A 15,081-nucleotide genomic window follows, 5' to 3' on the forward strand; every position below is an offset into this window, starting at 1 on the left:
GTGCCTAGGGTTGTCTGCAGCAATTTTGGCGCCGCTTACCCCCACTATTTATGAACAAGGAGCTATGATGATGAACAATACTTTCAAGAAGGTTATGGTTACCGGTTTGACAATGGCCATGGTGCTGGGCGGTTCCACCGCGGCATTTGCCGACAACGGCAACGGCAAGGGAAAAGGCAATGATAAAGACCGCGGCCGCGATGCGGTTCAAACCAAAGTCAATAACAAAAATAATAACAGCGATGTTTATATCAATAACCTGAACGTGAAAAACATGACGATCAAGCTGTCCTTCGACGATGTGAAGGGCGCAGATGTAGAGTGGGCCGCCCGCTATATTGCCAGCCTGGCTTCCAAGAGAGTATTCGAGGGTTATGAGGACGGGACGTTCCAACCGCGCAAAACGATCACCCGCATCGAGGCTATCACCGCTGCCGTTCGTTTGATGGGGCTGCGTGACCAAGCCGAATCGACAGAAGCGATGAATTCGAACCTGAACTTTAAAGATGCAGATAAAATCAAGCAAAAATATCCTTGGGCTGTCGGTTATGTTGCGGTAGCGCTTCAAAATGACTTGTTCCAGGAATCCGATGATTCCGTTCAACCGGAAAAAGAAGCAGACCGTCTCTGGGCGACGACGCTTCTAATTAAAGCATTGAAGCTTCAGGAAGAAGCTAAAGCGAAAATGAATACGAAGCTGACCTTCAAGGACGCCAATAAAATTCCTGCCGGCTCCGTCGGTTATGTAGAAGAAGCTATTGAGAAGAGCCTGGTTGATGGTTATGAGGACAATACGTTCCGTCCGGACCGTCCGGTAACACGTGCGGAGCTCGCTGCATTGCTCGATCGCACAGGCAACCAGCTTCCGGATAACACGTCGATTAAAGGTACACTGAGCGCAGCAGTGAGCAACAATACGCTGACTCTGACCAATAACGGTCAGCCTTATACCGTGGAGCTTGATTCGAATGCTTTCATCTTTAGAAACGGCGTTAAAGTAGCGGCTTCCGAGCTGAGATCGGGAGATCAAGTCATCGTTCGTACCTATGGCGGTAAAGCGATCTTCGTAGAAGTAACCAAAGCCGCAGGCGGCAATTCGACTACACCGGACAACGCAACCTTCTCCGCATCCTTGAACGCTGCAGTAAGCAATAACAAGCTTTACTACACTAAGGATAATCAATCTTACAGCACAGAGATCGCATCGAATGCGACTATCCTTCGTAACGGTCGTACGGTATCGGCTTCTGACCTGAGATCGGGAGATCAAGTCAATATCCGTACGTATAACGGCAAAATCATTTTCGTCGAAGTAACCAAGCTTGCCGAAAGCCAGCTGCCTGACAACACGACATTCGCAGCTACGGTTAATACAGCTGTTAGCAACAACACGCTGACATTGACCAAAGATAACCAAACCTACAACGTATCCTTCGCTTCCAACGCGACGATCGTTCGTAATGGCCGTACCGTATCGGCTTCCGAGCTGAGAGCAGGAGATCAAGTCAATGTGCGCACTTATAACGGTCAAGTTATTTTCGTTGAAGTGACCAAATTGGCTGACGAGCAAATCGATTTCACGGTTGTCGGCAACCTGAACTCCTACACGCTAAATTCTGCCGGATCGATTGCTACTATCTCTATCAACCAAACCTTGAGCAATGGTACGGTACAAACAGCGGTGTACAACACGTCCTCCAATTTGACTATTCAAGGGGACCTGTCCCAGCTGACCACGAACCGTTTGGTTGAGCTGAGAGGTAAAGACCAGCTCGTTCATACGATTGTCATCCGCTAATCCCTTATATCGATATAGATAGTGGAAAGGTTAGATTACAAAAGGAGCAGTCTTCCCGTGAACCAGAGAGTTCGCAGGAGGGCTGTTCTTTTTTTGGCAAATCTATGGACACGTGACGCCATAGGTGTATAATAGAAAAATTAATGAAGTCAACCGGAGGAGCTTATGGATAATCAAACTGTCAAGCTAGAAGATATCATCGTGGCCAGTCACGTGCTGAAGGACGTCGTCCATCATACCCCGCTGCAAAAAAACTTTATTTTATCGGAAAAATATAACTGCAACGTGTTTCTGAAGCGGGAGGATCTGCAGGTGGTCCGCTCGTTCAAAATCCGCGGCGCTTATAACTTAATACGCAGCCTGCCGGAGGACAAGCTGGCCAAGGGCGTCGTATGCGCCAGCGCGGGCAACCACGCCCAAGGTGTCGCCTTCTCGTGCAAGGCGATGCAAATCCAAGGCAAGATTTTCATGCCTACAACGACACCCCGGCAAAAAATTTCTCAAGTGAAGCTGTTTGGCGGCCCTTTCATTGAGGTGATTCTGATCGGCGATACGTTCGACGATTCCTTGAATGAAGCGGTGAATTATTGCGAAAGGGAAGGCATGCAGTTCATTCATCCGTTTGATCACCAAAAAATCATTGCCGGGCAAGGCACCGTAGGTCTTGAGCTGATGAACGATATGCGGGAGCCCGTCGATTTCGTCTTTGCGGGAATTGGCGGCGGCGGCTTGGCGGCCGGTGTAGGAACGTATATTAAAAGCATCAGTCCTTCGACCCGATTTATCGGTGTCGAGGCGACGGGAGCGCCATCCATGCGTCAATCGATCGATCAAGGCGAGATTGTGACGCTGACGGACATCGACAAATTCGTGGACGGGACAGCCGTGCGCCGTGTCGGAGAATTGACCTATGATATTTGCCAAAAGGTTTGTGATGACATTATCGTCGTGCCGGAAGGCAAGGTGTGCACAACCATATTGGAGCTGTACAACGAGAATGCCATCGTAGCCGAACCGGCTGGAGCGCTTACCATTACGGCGCTGGACTTTTACCGGGAGCAGATCGCCGGTAAAAATGTCGTTTGTATCATCAGCGGAGGCAACAACGATATAGACCGGATGCAGGAAATCAAAGAACGGTCGATGATCTATGAAGGGCTTAAGCATTATTTTACGGTGGAGTTCCCTCAACGTGCCGGTGCTTTGCGTGAGTTCCTGGATGAAGTGCTCGGGCCGAACGACGATATTACGCGATTCGAGTATACGAAGAAGACGAGCAAGGAGAACGGGCCTGCGCTGGTCGGTCTCGAGCTTAAGCATAAGGAGGACTATGAGCCTCTGGTCGAACGGATGCGGCTTAAAGGCTTCAAGTTTGTCGAGCTTAACAAAAATCCCCATTTGTTTAATCTGTTGATTTGATATGGAGAAGGTTATTCAACAACCTGGACGCAGCTCAAGAGCTGCGTTTTTCTTTTTTAAAGACTATGTTAAAATTTGGTATCAATAGTTGATATATACGAACTAGTGTTCTATAATGAGAATGACATCACCGTTCGGAGCTGACATCCTCATGGATTTAAAGGAACTGAAGATACTTGCCGATCCTTAATATTTGCAACAGGATCAGGTAATCAATTTGTACACATAAGGAGATAAAGCTATGGAAAAAAACAAATTACTAAGAATGGACAATGTTGGCATCGTTGTAGAATCCCTTGATGACGCCATTTCTTTCTTCGAGGAGATTGGCTTGAAGCTCGAAGGGCGAGCTACTGTCGAAGGTGAATGGGCTGGCCGCGTAACCGGGCTGGGTTCACAGTGTGTAGAGATTGCTATGATGGTTACCCCAGATGGCCACAGCCGGATTGAACTTTCGCGGTTTCTCACCCCACCTGTTATATCAGATCACCGAACTGCTCCTGTAAATGCCCTCGGTTATCTGCGCGTCATGTTCACCGTTGAAGACATTGACGAAATGGTATCCAGACTCACTAAGCATGGGGCTCAGCTCGTTGGCGAAGTGGTTCAGTACGAGAATTCGTATAAGCTCTGCTACATTCGTGGAAGCGAAGGAATTCTAATTGGTTTGGCGCAACAACTCGGTAATAAATAAGTGACGGTTGAAGTCAGTGAACCCGTTTCACATTGCAGCCGATGCGATCGATTTTTTTGATTTTGACATCTATGATCCTATTAAGCTATAGCTGCTTTTATATCAAATAAAACCCTGGCCGTCCAACGGACAGCCAGGGTTTTGCAGATCAATCTATTATTTTGCCCCCACTTGCTGCAAGTCCTGAACACCTTGGTAGATAGTCTCGAACAATTCTCCAAGATTCTCTTCCTCAATGCAGGAAAAGGCAACACGCAGATCCGTTTCGCCCAGGGCAATTGTGCCGACACCATACTTATCGAGCAGGTGGGTGCGGAGCGTTTCGGCATCAACGGTTTTCAGCTTCAAGCACATGAAGTAACCGGAGTTGAATGGGTAGTATTCCCAGACTCCATCGAATTTGCCGCTGTCCAGAATGCTTTTTACTTTGTTGGCGCGGCCCTTCATGATGAGGGATTTCTCATGCTTTTGCGCTTTGAAATCCGGGGAGTTCAGCGCGCGCAGGACAAAGGTTTGCGACGGATGAGGTCCGCTGGAAATGGTCGCCCGGATAATTCCCATCGTTTTTTGCTCCAAGGCAGCGAGCATAGCGTCGCTTTGACCGGCGTAAGTGATGAAGCCGACACGGAAGCCCCATACATACTCTTCCTTGGTCGCTCCGTCAATTTTGATAGACAGCACGCGAGGGTGCAGATCGGTCAACTGGCCTGCCAGAGACTCAACCATCGAATCCTCGAAGAACAAGCCGAAGTAAGCGTCATCGGTTACCGCTACGACATTGATTCCTGCTTCCGCAGCATCCTTGATAGCCGCTACGATCTGCTTGCCTTCTTCTAGGCCCGGTGTATAGCCTGTAGGATTGTTAGGGAAGTTCAGGACGACAATCGCTTTACCCTTGCTTTTTTGAGCGAACAGAGCTTCGCGAAGTCCTTCGGAATTAAATTTGCGCTCGCTGTTATAGAGCGGGTAATATACCATTTCCGCACCGCGGCGAATACCGAAAGTCAGCTCGTAGTTTTCCCAGTTTTTATCAGGAATGATGACGACATCGCCAGGACCTGCATACAGGTCGGCCACGATACTAAGACCGTGAGTCAACGCGTTCGTCGCAATCGGGTTCCCCAGGTTTTTGCCCTCCAGCGAAGGGTTTTCCTCGATCATTTTGGCACGCCAAGCGGCACGCAGCTCTGGCTTACCGGCAGGAGGAGCGTATTCGTAAATATCTTTGGGATCGTAGGCGGATAATGTATCTTGAATCACCTTCAGATGCATAGGCTTGCCATTCTCTAATGCAGTACCGATGGTGGCATTGAATTTCTTTGCTTTTTGCTTTGCTTCTGCGGATTGGCTTAGGATGCCAACCTTAGGAAAATAGATTTGCTTGCCCAGATCGGACAGCATTTCATACACATAAGGGTTTTCTTTGGCAATCGTATCGTTGAGCTGTTGCGCAAGAGGGTTCATCTCGCTCCATCCTTCCATTCATCTAACTTACATAAATTAATAGGCATAACATTAGGCAATATTATACCATTTTCGACCGAGGGAGTCACGGCTTCTTTCGGAAAATGCCGAACCTTTTTCTGCCGACCTTCGAACGATGTACGTGATTTGTTCCAAAAACGATAAAAAATGGGAGGACAATTGTTGACAATGTTTGAAGTTCCTCCGTATTGGTAGCGATGTACCCGGATTTATGTTACCATATACAGGGGCGCGGATGAACGTGATTCGTCTTTTTTTGCGAATTGAAACGTTTTATGGTTAATTGGACCATCAACATCGCTGCCAATTATTACTGAGGAGGCAATTATTGTTATGGAAATCCGCTACGCGACAAATCCGACGGAAACGAAATCGTACGATACGGACAAGCTAAGAAACGAATATTTGATCGAAGGGCTGTTTGTTCCAGGCAAATTGACTATGGTATACAGCCACGTGGACCGTTTTATTACAGGCGGCGTTATCCCAACTTCCGAGCCGATCAAACTCGAAGCGGACAAGCATGAGATGGGTGCTGACTTCTTTCTGGAGCGTCGTGAAATCGGGATCATCAACGTTGGACCTAAAGGCTCCGTTATCGTTGAAGGTACAGAATATGAATTGAACACTAGAGACTGCCTGTATGTAGGTCTTGGTAATAAAGAAGTAACGTTCAAAAGCGCTGACGCTTCGAACCCAGCACGCTTCTACTTCAACTCCACGCCAGCTCACAAGCAGTATCCAACTGTAAAAGTAGGTCTGGAAGAGGCTGAAACCGAGCACCTGGGTTCCATCAACTCGTCTAACGAGCGCGTTATTCATAGATACATCCACTTGAACGGCGTTCAAAGCTGCCAATTGGTTATGGGTATGACTTTGCTGAAGCCGGGCAACATGTGGAATACAATGCCTTGCCATACGCACAACCGTCGTTCTGAAGTATACTTCTACTTTGATATGCCGGAAGACGGCCTGGTGTTCCATTTCATGGGCGAGCCTAGTGAAACCCGTCACCTGGTTGTTCGCAACGAGCAAGCGGTTATCTCCCCAAGCTGGTCCATTCATTCCGGTGTTGGTACCAACAACTACACCTTCATCTGGGCTATGGCCGGTGAGAACCAAGTGTTCCACGACATGGACAAAGTAGATCCTAAGGATCTTCGTTAATCCGACAAGCGCATCAAGGTGCGTAGAAAAGACTGTTCCGCTCGACATTCATTTGTCCTGCGGGCAGTCTTTTTTTATTTGTTACAGGGCGGCCGGATTTTTTTCATTGTCAACGGATCGGGGCTGATGAGATAATGGGCTTGTGAGCAAGGGATAGAAAATGGGAGGAAACGGTCCGTAGACATCAGAAGAATCGTGAATCTGCAGCAAGAGAAGTCGTATATCATAGGCTCACGGTGAGTGCATAAGCCGATTTCCCTTACAAAGAATGAGGGGTTGATGAGCATGGCAAGTATCGTCAAAATCAGGGCCAGCGTGTTTATCGGGGGAATGAGCTGGCTGCCGGCAATTCTCGATCCGGAGACAGGAAACAAGCTGGAGTATGCAGCGGACATCCGTGGCTTCACTCCCCATGCGGTAAACACAGGACGTTCTCGCGTTGAGCAGGAGGTAAGCGTCGATTTTGCAAAGCAAAGGCTGGTCGTTCACGCGAACACCGGCTTAACGATCTTGCGGGTAACCGACACGGACGGTAAGGTGCAGTTTAAGGAAGGCAGGGCGGCTGTGGACGGGATCACCGTATCGAATGAAGTCTGGGGAGAGCATGAGGTTTCCTTCGTGATGAGAGCCAGCGTCAGCAATCCGCTAAGGCTTGACGCCCAGACTGTAGATTATCGTTTAGAGGTCACCGTGCATAAAGACGGCATTGCACATATCCGTGGTTCTCATGACGGCTTTCCATGCTATGAATTTTATAAACAGGTTGACTTTGGCGAGCATCAGCTTATTCATTCGCATCATTTTCTGGATACCGGAGATACGCCTCTGGCAATGGCCGGGGATATGGAATATCATTTCGAGAAGACCGTATAAATGAAACCGCCCCTCTGAACCCGTGCCAATGGGAGCAGAGGGGCTTTGAATGCGCCTGCTTAAAACGATTTCGCCTTGAAATGAACGACTGCGCTGTACAGCATTTTCCCGAGATTAGGGTCAAATACCACATGATGATCGATAGCGTAAACATCCAGCAGCAGCGCCTTGTTATTCTCGATTTGCCCCGAAATTTTTCGCTCCAGCGTCTTCATATCGTAAGCTTCGAAAAACTCCACTTTGTTTTCAATCCGATCCAGACGGAACTCCATGACTTTCCTCTCCTACTACGGTTTTTACCATCTATTGTACCAGATATAAGATTAGGGACAAGACTTGTGCGGTAATGCTTTCTCTGAGCAGTACTCGAATGAGGGAGCGATGACTCGCCCGGAAGATAGGTCTTCCTCCGGAGGAAGAACGCCTATGCTTTGCCTCACGAAAAACACGTTGTCAATCCATGGAACGGGTGAGATAATAGGTCTCGTACGCCTTATTCTATATGAAAAGAGAGAACCCTCTCATGATCTACTTTCTGTTATTTTACACGATTGTCTATATGGGAAATGCAGTATACGGGACCTATATCCCGGTCTACTTCCAATCGGTAGGAGCCACTCCTGCACAAATAGGCACTTTGCTGAGCTTGGGGCCGCTAGTGGCCGTGCTTGCCCAGCCTTTATGGGGGATGGTAGGGGACCGGGCAAAAACCAAGAACTCTGTGCTGGCTTGTCTTATTATCGGCAGCGGAGTCATGGTCCTGCTGTTTCCGCTATCTTCGGCGTTCTACTATTTGTTGATTATGGTATGTCTGTTTACTTTTTTCCAAACCTCTATCTTCGCGATCAGCGATGCCATTACCTTGGAGGAGCTGGACAAACAAAAGCGCTGGTCCTTCGGAGGCATCCGGTTGGGTGGAACGTTTGGCTTTGCCATGATGTCCATCGTGTTCGGCTATTTGGCCAAAATTCATATCGATTACCTGTTTCCCGTCTTTGCTGGGGTGATGCTGGCCTCTCTCTTGCTGTTAACGCGCTTTCCCAAAATATCGGGGTATCAGTCGGCGGGCAACAAAATGCAGATCTGGGTTCTGTTCAAAAACCGCAAATTAATGACGTACCTGGCCATTAATCTTGTACTGCAAATAACATTGGGGTATTATTATTCGTTCTTTCCCATCTATTTCCGAGAGCTTGGGGCCGATAATGCAATGATCGGCTGGTCTATGGTTATTTCCTCGCTCAGCGAAATCCCGTTTCTCCTGTTCGCCAACCGCTTGATGCAGCGCGTTCGGCTCATTCATATTTTATTGATTTCGAGCCTGGCTACTGCGCTGCGCTGGCTCAGCTTCTCGTTTACGGAAAATCCGTATTGGGTTCTTCCGGCTCAGGCGCTTCATGGACTGATTTTTATCGTCCTGACGGTTACGATGGCGATGTATATTAACCGGGAAGTACCGAAGGAGCTGAAAGCGAGCGGACAGACGCTAAACGGCTTGCTCAGTCTCGGAGTGGCAAGAATTATCGGCAGCTTTTTCGGCGGTTTCGCAAGCGAGGCTTATGGAATGCGCCATGTGTTTATGTTTAATGCCTGGATAGCGCTGGCCTGCAGCGCTTTTATCCTATGGATTAGCATCAAAGAGAAGAGAGCGGAGGCAGCCGCATCGGGAGACAAAGGAGTGCTGAATCAGTGAATCGGATATTGGTAACAGGGTATAAGGCAGCTGAGCTGGGCATCTACTCACTGAAGCATCCGGGAATTCCCATCATTAAGAAAGCGATCAAAAAGCAGCTTACCGCCCTGATGGATGAAGGGCTGGAATGGGTTATTGTCAGCGGTCAATGGGGTGTGGAGCTGTGGGCCGCCGAGGCGGTGTTAGAGCTTCAGGAAACCCATGAACAGCTGCAGCTGGCTGTGATCACACCGTTTCTCGAGCAGGAGGAGAATTGGAGCGACGAGAAGAAGAGCTTGTACGCAAGCGTGCTCCAGAGAGCCAATTACGTGAACAGCGTGACGAAGATGAAGTATGAGGGTCCATGGCAGTTTAAAGAGAAAAACAAATTTTTACTGCGTAATTCGGACGGTATCCTTCTCGTATACGATGAGGAGAAGGAAGGGTCCCCAAAGTTCATGAAAGAACAAGCCGCTGCACTGGCGAATAGACAGGCTTACCGCATCATCAGCATCACCGCCAATGACCTGCAAAATATTATTGAGGAGGAACAGATGGAGCAATACTAAAACCTTCTTCCCCTTCATAAGATAGTATCACACTTAGGGAAACTAAGTGCACATTGGAGGGATTCATATGGGAGAAGAATTTCAAAGGGATGAATTGCTGGTTGAAGAGGCTGCAGCGGAAGTGGAAGTGATTGTAAGCGCTTCAGAAGAAGCCGAGGAAGAGGCAGTAGAGGAAGAGGTTGAGGAGGAAGCAGCTGAAGAGGCAGAAGCCGGCGAAGAAGCAGAAGATTCATCCGACGGGTCAGAAGAGTCAGGTTCAGAGGTTTCCGAATAGCGTATTGCTCCAAATCCCTTCTCCAAGAACACACATTCGACCTGTTCAGCGATGAACAGGTTTTTAATTTTGCTTCTTTTCTATGTATAATAGGGTCTGAAGGCAGTAAGGAAAGGATGAACCCTATAACTATGAACATCACCGATTACAGCGTGGAATTTGTAAAGGACCCGTTCGGCATTTTACCAGGCAAACGATACGAATTTGTCCTGGATATCGAGGTCGATGAGGAGGACGAGCTGTACTCCGACCAAGGCTTGTATGTCAGAGCTATCTACAGCGTGGAGGAAGCCGGATCGCGAATCGTGAAATATGAGATTTTCGAAAGAGGGACGGAGCGGTACCTCGAATTTGATATGGAAGATGAAGAAATTGCTTTGGTAGAGGCATTTTGCCAAGAGCATTACCATGAGGCTGAAGAAGCCTAACTGCATACGCCAAAAGAAAAGAGCAAGCCGGAATTTGAACCGGCAGCTCTTTTTTTCGATATAAGATAGTCGGTTCCGCCTAAACATCAGATCCTGCAATTTCAGCAGGTGTCATGAGATTAGCCGAATCCGTCCAGGCTTATTCCTGCATATTTTTGTGATGCGGACAATAGGCGTTCATCAGGGCTAAGGTTTCGGCGTCCCATGTGCCCCCGCGCTGCTGCAGCCCGTCAGTCACTTGAGTAAAACGGGGCTCCGTCAAATTTTGCCCGAATTTATATTTCGAGCTCATCTCGCTCACCCGGATGCGCACGACGCCTGTTGCTTTGAGCTGAGAAGCATAGTCGGAATCTGACGGATCGATAGGCTCATACCCTCCCTCCGGCTGAAGCTTGCGCATGAAAGCTTGAAGCGCTCCGGCCTTTTCCCCGGCATCCTCGACCATTTCGGCCGTACCCTTGATCAGAACCGATTTAAAATAAGCGGTAGCGGGACAAGCCAGCCTCGGATCTAGAAAGTAGGAAGGGATAATGGCATACTCCTTGGCAACGGCGAAGGTTACCCGGGCCTCGCGCTTTAGATTTTTCATTTTTTGCCCGATTTTGCTGCCGTGAAAATAAATGCGATCCTCGTAATACACGAAATTAAGAGGCGTCAGCTCAGGCCATCCGTCCTCTCCGATGGTGCCCAGAACCCCGAAGCTCATCTCCTGTAAAAATAACTCCGTCTCCTTCTTGTCCATCATTTCAAATTCTTTTCTTCTCATGGTTCAACCTCCGTTGCTCTTTTGACATCTAGATTACGGTTTTGATTGACAATCGAAAAGCGCCAATTTACATTATTTTTAATGTACCAATGCGAGTGGAGAGGATCGATAGCCATGCATTTTCAAATTCCTTATCACGGTTATGAGCTGAAATATTCGACCAAAATGCAGGCGTTGTATCATGCGTTGCGGGATACGATTGTAGAAGGGATACTGCCTTATGGGACCAGACTGCCCTCCAGCAGGGAGATGGCCGGCTTGTACGGGATGTCCCGCGGAACGGTCAATCAAGTGTACGATATGCTTGCTTCCGTCGGTTATGTAGTAAGCGAAGTCGGACGAGGTACCTTTATCTCCTATCGGGGGGAGGGCCCCAAGGAACCGGATACGGCAAAAAAAGAATACAGGCTCTCCGAATGGGGTCGTCGGCTGCTGGAGCAGTCCGGACCTGCAGCTCTGTACACACCGGCGCCGTCGGCAGCCGCAATGAAGGCAGATTTTGATACGCTCCACCCGGAATATGATGCGTTTCCGAAGGAAGAATGGAGCCGTTGTTTGTATGCCGCTTCCAGAGAATTGACCAAGGGAGACGGCCCAATGGAGCTTCCTCCGGCGCAGGGGGACGATGCATTGAGAGAGTGTATCGCCCAATATTTGCGCAGAGCCCGAGGCATTGCAGCTGTCAAGGAGCAGATTGTTATTGTGAACGGCTCCATGCAAGCTATAGCGCTTGCGGTCCAGATGCTCGTACAGTCGGGAGATAAGGTCGTCATGGAAAGCCCTGGATTCAGGGGAATTCCAAGAGCTGTTCACGCGGTGAACGGTATAGGCGTTGCTGTAGAAGTGGACAGGCACGGGATTGTCCCGGACGATTGGGATGCCAGGCTGCTGTTCGTGACGCCAGGCAGGCAGTATCCCACCGGCTCCGTATTAAGCATGGAAAGAAGGCAGCAGCTGCTTCAGTGGGCACAGGAGAGGGACGCCATCATTGTAGAAGATGACTATGACAGCGAGTTCCGTCATCGGGGGAAGGCATTAGAGCCGCTAAAGGTATTGGACCGTCAAGAACGGGTTATCTATATAGGCAGCTTTACCAAAACGATGCTGCCGACCATTCGAATCGGCTATGCCGTTCTCCCGTTGCCGCTGGTCCTCCCCTTCGTGAAGGCCAAATCGCTGTATGAGCCGCTGCCTGCCGGCTTGCTGGAGCAAAAGGCGCTCGCAGGCTTCATGCAGAACGGTCAGTATGAGAAGCATCTGCGCAGGATGAAGCGGGTGTACAGCCGCAAGTTTGAGTTTCTGCTCAAGCAGCTTCAAACGCATTTGTCCGAACCGTTCGATTGGGTGGAGAGCGATGCCGGGCTGCATATTTTTGGCTGGTGGCGAGGATCTGCGGGCCAATATGAGTCATTTCGTGACCGCTGCGCTTCAGCGGGCGTCCGCTGGTCGGAGATTGTTACCGGTAAAGCGGCGAAGCTTAACTATGGCGCTTGTTTTCACTTTCCTCATTTGCCGCAGGAAGCAATGGAATATGGGGTCCGGACCATGAAGGAGCTGGCCGCGGAGATATAAAGACAGGAAGGGGATTGATGATTTTTCCATGGAAGGAAATATATGAGGCCCTGTCGAAGTAACGTCTAAGATAAACCGTTTTCAAAAGGTCGGGGGGATGAGGCGCTTGAAACGATGGGCAATTGGCTTCTTGTTAGCGTTGACAGCGGCAGGGCCGGTTCTGTCTGCTGCTGCGTATGCGGAGGAAACCGGGATTCATGTCACAATCAATGGAGCACCCGCGTTGTTCGAAAGTACGCCGATCCTTGTTGACGGCCATGCCATGATTCCAGGGAAGGAGCTGCTTCCGTCACTTGGCGCCAGCTTCTCGTGGGCGGCCGGCAAACAAACCGTTGTCGGCATGAAGAACGGGACCAGGATAGAGCTCGACATCGGCTCCCGGCAAGCAAGGGTATCCGGGCAGGCTTCAGAGATGAATGTTCCGGTGCAGCTGCAAGACGGAGAGCCATTGGTTCCCCTCCGCTTCGTCTGTAACTCGCTAGGGATGTATGTGCATTGGAACGAGGAGACCAGGACGATTTCTGTTGAAAACGACGATCCGCTGAACGGAAGAACGAAGCGGCAGATCGATGCGCGGATCCGGGCGTCTGCGCCGGTCTTTTCCGGAGCTGTTTTCGAGGAGAAGCCTCATATCACGGCTCCCCATAAACCAGGCAAGCTGAACACGGATTATGTGGAAGATGGAGTGAAAGCCGTCAATCTGATGCGTTATTTGGCAGGGCTGCCCGATGATCTGGTGCAGGATTCGTCCCTCAACGAGCAGGCTCAGTACGGAGCGGTGCTTCTGGCCGACTACGGCAAGCTGTCCCATACCCCCGGCAAGACGGCGGGCATGGATGAAGACTTTTATAAAAAAGGGTACTTATCCACGAGCACGAGCAATATTTACAGTATTTATGCCGCCAGCAGCGCCATTAAGCCGAGCAGCCTGTTAACCCGGACGGTTGCATCCTACATGAGCGACCATGACGATTCGAATCGGGCGACGGTCGGACATCGCCGGTGGATTCTGTACCCGCCGCTGCAAAAAATCGGCTTCGGGCTGGCGGAAGGGAGACGTTTCCACGATTATCGAACGTATTATTCCCCTATGCAGGTGTTTGATAAAAGCCGACCGGTCCCATTCGAATACGATATCATCACCTGGCCGGGAAAGGGTTACTTCCCGTTACCTTATTTCCAGGGAAGTGATCCTTGGTCAGTTTCCTTGAACCCGGAATTGTTCAAGAAACCGAATCTAGGGGATGTAACCGTTACGCTGACGCGTCTAAACGATCAAACCATCTGGACGTTGGATCAGGAGGATCAGGAAGGCCGGAACGGCGGCACCTACTTTAATGTCGATACTACCGCTTATGGAGTTCCTTACTGCATCATTTTTAAGCCGAATGACGGCATCCAATATATGGACGGAGACCACTTCGAGGTTCAAATATCCGGATTAAAGGACAGACAAGGCAACCCGGCGTCAGTCAATTATCAGGTTGTCATGTTTGCAACTTGACTAACCCAACCGGTACAATCATGGGATAAGAACTGATTTTACAAGACCCATACCAATAACGAAGCAGGTGATCCCTTGTTACAACCGGTACCTATCATGGGGATTCCGTTCTCCCCTCTTGATTTGAACGAGACGCTGCAGCACCTTGCCGATCGGGTGAATAACCCCGGAGATTCTTTGTTTCATCTTATCACGGCCAATCCGGAATTCGTCATGACGGCCCTTCAGGACCGCGAATTCAAGCAAATTATGGATGCGGCCCACCTGATAACTCCTGATGGTATAGGAATCGTCCTGGCTTCCAAATGGAAAGGAACCCCGCTCAAGGAAAGGGTGACGGGGTACGATCTTTTGATCGGCTTGCTCGAGATGGGCAATGAAAGAGGCTATTCATTCTTTTTGCTGGGGGCAGATGAAGAGACGAGCCGCCAAGCGGCGGACAACATTGCGGCACGCTATCCAGGGGTTCGCATTGCGGGGAGGCATCACGGTTTCTTTGGCAAGGAGCAGGAGGAAGCAATCGTTCGCACCATTCAAGCCGCCAAGCCCGACTTTCTGATCGTTGCTATGGGGGCGCCGTATTCGGAGAAGTGGATTACGAGGTACAAAACAAGCCTTCACGCCAAAGTAGCCTTCGGAGTCGGCGGAAGCCTCGATATTATTGCCGGAACTGTCAAGAGGGCGCCGGTCCTATGGCAGAACCTCCATCTGGAATGGCTGCACCGGCTGCTGTCCAAGCCCTCGTTAAGATGGCGAAGGCAGCTCCTGCTGCCGAAGTTTGCCTGGAGAGTCGTTACGGGAAGAGGCTGAGTTCATAGATTGGAGTTAACTTATCCCCATCAAGCGATGGCCTTTGCTAT

At 49.7% G+C, this 15,081-nt stretch carries 15 protein-coding genes; 12 read left to right on the forward strand and 3 right to left on the reverse strand.

What is annotated here, in order from left to right; all coding sequences use genetic code 11:
• Positions 1 to 70: 70 nt before the first annotated feature.
• The 3 genes from B1728_RS09010 (at position 71) to B1728_RS09020 (ending at position 3,911) form a co-directional block, all read left to right on the forward strand.
• Positions 71 to 1,798: an S-layer homology domain-containing protein gene (locus tag B1728_RS09010; protein ID WP_079909867.1), complete on the forward strand. Its 1,728-nt coding sequence runs from the start codon at positions 71 to 73 to the stop codon at positions 1,796 to 1,798.
• A gap of 165 nt (positions 1,799 to 1,963) precedes the next feature.
• Positions 1,964 to 3,217, forward strand: coding sequence for a threonine ammonia-lyase IlvA (gene ilvA, locus B1728_RS09015; protein ID WP_079909868.1), 1,254 nt, complete (start codon positions 1,964 to 1,966; stop codon positions 3,215 to 3,217).
• A 241-nt stretch (positions 3,218 to 3,458) separates the two neighbouring features.
• Complete coding sequence (locus tag B1728_RS09020) at positions 3,459 to 3,911, forward strand: VOC family protein (RefSeq protein WP_079909869.1); 453 nt, start codon at positions 3,459 to 3,461, stop codon at positions 3,909 to 3,911.
• A 156-nt stretch (positions 3,912 to 4,067) separates the two neighbouring features.
• Here B1728_RS09020 and B1728_RS09025 read toward each other — a convergent pair whose 3' ends face one another.
• Complete coding sequence (locus B1728_RS09025; RefSeq protein ID WP_079909870.1) at positions 4,068 to 5,375, reverse strand: aminotransferase class I/II-fold pyridoxal phosphate-dependent enzyme; 1,308 nt, start codon at positions 5,373 to 5,375, stop codon at positions 4,068 to 4,070.
• A 354-nt stretch (positions 5,376 to 5,729) separates the two neighbouring features.
• Between B1728_RS09025 and kduI the strand changes: the two genes are divergently transcribed.
• Complete coding sequence (gene kduI / locus B1728_RS09030; protein WP_179135954.1) at positions 5,730 to 6,563, forward strand: 5-dehydro-4-deoxy-D-glucuronate isomerase; 834 nt, start codon at positions 5,730 to 5,732, stop codon at positions 6,561 to 6,563.
• Between the two features lie 285 nt (positions 6,564 to 6,848).
• A complete protein-coding gene (locus B1728_RS09035; protein ID WP_079909872.1) occupies positions 6,849 to 7,436 on the forward strand; it encodes a DUF3238 domain-containing protein in 588 nt (195 codons plus the stop codon).
• A gap of 59 nt (positions 7,437 to 7,495) precedes the next feature.
• Here B1728_RS09035 and B1728_RS09040 read toward each other — a convergent pair whose 3' ends face one another.
• Positions 7,496 to 7,708: a YrzA family protein gene (locus B1728_RS09040; RefSeq protein WP_079909873.1), complete on the reverse strand. Its 213-nt coding sequence runs from the start codon at positions 7,706 to 7,708 to the stop codon at positions 7,496 to 7,498.
• Positions 7,709 to 7,938: 230 nt separating this feature from the next.
• On the opposite strand from B1728_RS09040, the gene B1728_RS09045 reads away from it, so the two are divergent.
• The 4 genes from B1728_RS09045 to B1728_RS09060 all read left to right on the forward strand — a co-directional run bounded on the left by B1728_RS09045 (position 7,939) and on the right by B1728_RS09060 (position 10,379).
• The gene (locus tag B1728_RS09045; protein WP_256865297.1) at positions 7,939 to 9,129 is read left to right on the forward strand and encodes an MFS transporter; all 1,191 of its coding nucleotides are present in this window, start codon (positions 7,939 to 7,941) and stop codon (positions 9,127 to 9,129) included.
• Entirely contained in the window at positions 9,126 to 9,677 is a 552-nt protein-coding gene (locus tag B1728_RS09050; RefSeq protein WP_079909875.1) for an SLOG family protein, read from the forward strand. Before B1728_RS09045 ends, B1728_RS09050 begins: the two co-directional genes overlap by 4 nt.
• Positions 9,678 to 9,744: 67 nt before the next feature.
• Positions 9,745 to 9,951: a hypothetical protein gene (locus B1728_RS09055; RefSeq protein ID WP_079909876.1), complete on the forward strand. Its 207-nt coding sequence runs from the start codon at positions 9,745 to 9,747 to the stop codon at positions 9,949 to 9,951.
• Between the two features lie 131 nt (positions 9,952 to 10,082).
• Positions 10,083 to 10,379, forward strand: a complete 297-nt coding sequence (locus tag B1728_RS09060) for a DUF6509 family protein (RefSeq protein WP_079909877.1) — start codon at positions 10,083 to 10,085, stop codon at positions 10,377 to 10,379.
• 139 nt (positions 10,380 to 10,518) lie between these two features.
• Here B1728_RS09060 and B1728_RS09065 read toward each other — a convergent pair whose 3' ends face one another.
• Positions 10,519 to 11,145: a pyridoxamine 5'-phosphate oxidase family protein gene (locus B1728_RS09065; protein ID WP_079909878.1), complete on the reverse strand. Its 627-nt coding sequence runs from the start codon at positions 11,143 to 11,145 to the stop codon at positions 10,519 to 10,521.
• Between the two features lie 114 nt (positions 11,146 to 11,259).
• Here B1728_RS09065 and pdxR point away from each other — a divergent pair, with 114 nt between their 5' ends.
• The 3 genes from pdxR to B1728_RS09080 all read left to right on the forward strand — a co-directional run bounded on the left by pdxR (position 11,260) and on the right by B1728_RS09080 (position 15,031).
• Positions 11,260 to 12,717, forward strand: a complete 1,458-nt coding sequence (gene pdxR / locus B1728_RS09070) for a MocR-like pyridoxine biosynthesis transcription factor PdxR (protein ID WP_079909879.1) — start codon at positions 11,260 to 11,262, stop codon at positions 12,715 to 12,717.
• Between the two features lie 106 nt (positions 12,718 to 12,823).
• Entirely contained in the window at positions 12,824 to 14,221 is a 1,398-nt protein-coding gene (locus B1728_RS09075) for a stalk domain-containing protein (RefSeq protein ID WP_179135955.1), read from the forward strand.
• Between the two features lie 75 nt (positions 14,222 to 14,296).
• A complete protein-coding gene (locus B1728_RS09080) occupies positions 14,297 to 15,031 on the forward strand; it encodes a WecB/TagA/CpsF family glycosyltransferase (protein ID WP_256865298.1) in 735 nt (244 codons plus the stop codon).
• Positions 15,032 to 15,081 lie beyond the last annotated feature (50 nt).

This window comes from Paenibacillus sp. 32352 (assembly GCF_002042965.1).
GTDB classification, from domain to species: domain Bacteria; phylum Bacillota; class Bacilli; order Paenibacillales; family NBRC-103111; genus Paenibacillus_S; species Paenibacillus_S vulneris.

What these genes read in the sequence shown, in the direction of transcription:
- B1728_RS09010 (WP_079909867.1), top strand. Translation starts at nt 71, where the DNA reads ATGAACAATACTTTCAAGAAGGTTATGGTTACCGGTTTGACAATGGCC.
- ilvA (WP_079909868.1), top strand. Translation starts at nt 1,964, where the DNA reads ATGGATAATCAAACTGTCAAGCTAGAAGATATCATCGTGGCCAGTCAC.
- B1728_RS09020 (WP_079909869.1), top strand. Translation starts at nt 3,459, where the DNA reads ATGGAAAAAAACAAATTACTAAGAATGGACAATGTTGGCATCGTTGTA.
- B1728_RS09025 (WP_079909870.1), bottom strand. Translation starts at nt 5,375, where the DNA reads ATGAACCCTCTTGCGCAACAGCTCAACGATACGATTGCCAAAGAAAAC.
- kduI (WP_179135954.1), top strand. Translation starts at nt 5,730, where the DNA reads ATGGAAATCCGCTACGCGACAAATCCGACGGAAACGAAATCGTACGAT.
- B1728_RS09035 (WP_079909872.1), top strand. Translation starts at nt 6,849, where the DNA reads ATGGCAAGTATCGTCAAAATCAGGGCCAGCGTGTTTATCGGGGGAATG.
- B1728_RS09040 (WP_079909873.1), bottom strand. Translation starts at nt 7,708, where the DNA reads ATGGAGTTCCGTCTGGATCGGATTGAAAACAAAGTGGAGTTTTTCGAA.
- B1728_RS09045 (WP_256865297.1), top strand. Translation starts at nt 7,939, where the DNA reads ATGAAAAGAGAGAACCCTCTCATGATCTACTTTCTGTTATTTTACACG.
- B1728_RS09055 (WP_079909876.1), top strand. Translation starts at nt 9,745, where the DNA reads ATGGGAGAAGAATTTCAAAGGGATGAATTGCTGGTTGAAGAGGCTGCA.
- B1728_RS09060 (WP_079909877.1), top strand. Translation starts at nt 10,083, where the DNA reads ATGAACATCACCGATTACAGCGTGGAATTTGTAAAGGACCCGTTCGGC.
- B1728_RS09065 (WP_079909878.1), bottom strand. Translation starts at nt 11,145, where the DNA reads ATGAGAAGAAAAGAATTTGAAATGATGGACAAGAAGGAGACGGAGTTA.
- pdxR (WP_079909879.1), top strand. Translation starts at nt 11,260, where the DNA reads ATGCATTTTCAAATTCCTTATCACGGTTATGAGCTGAAATATTCGACC.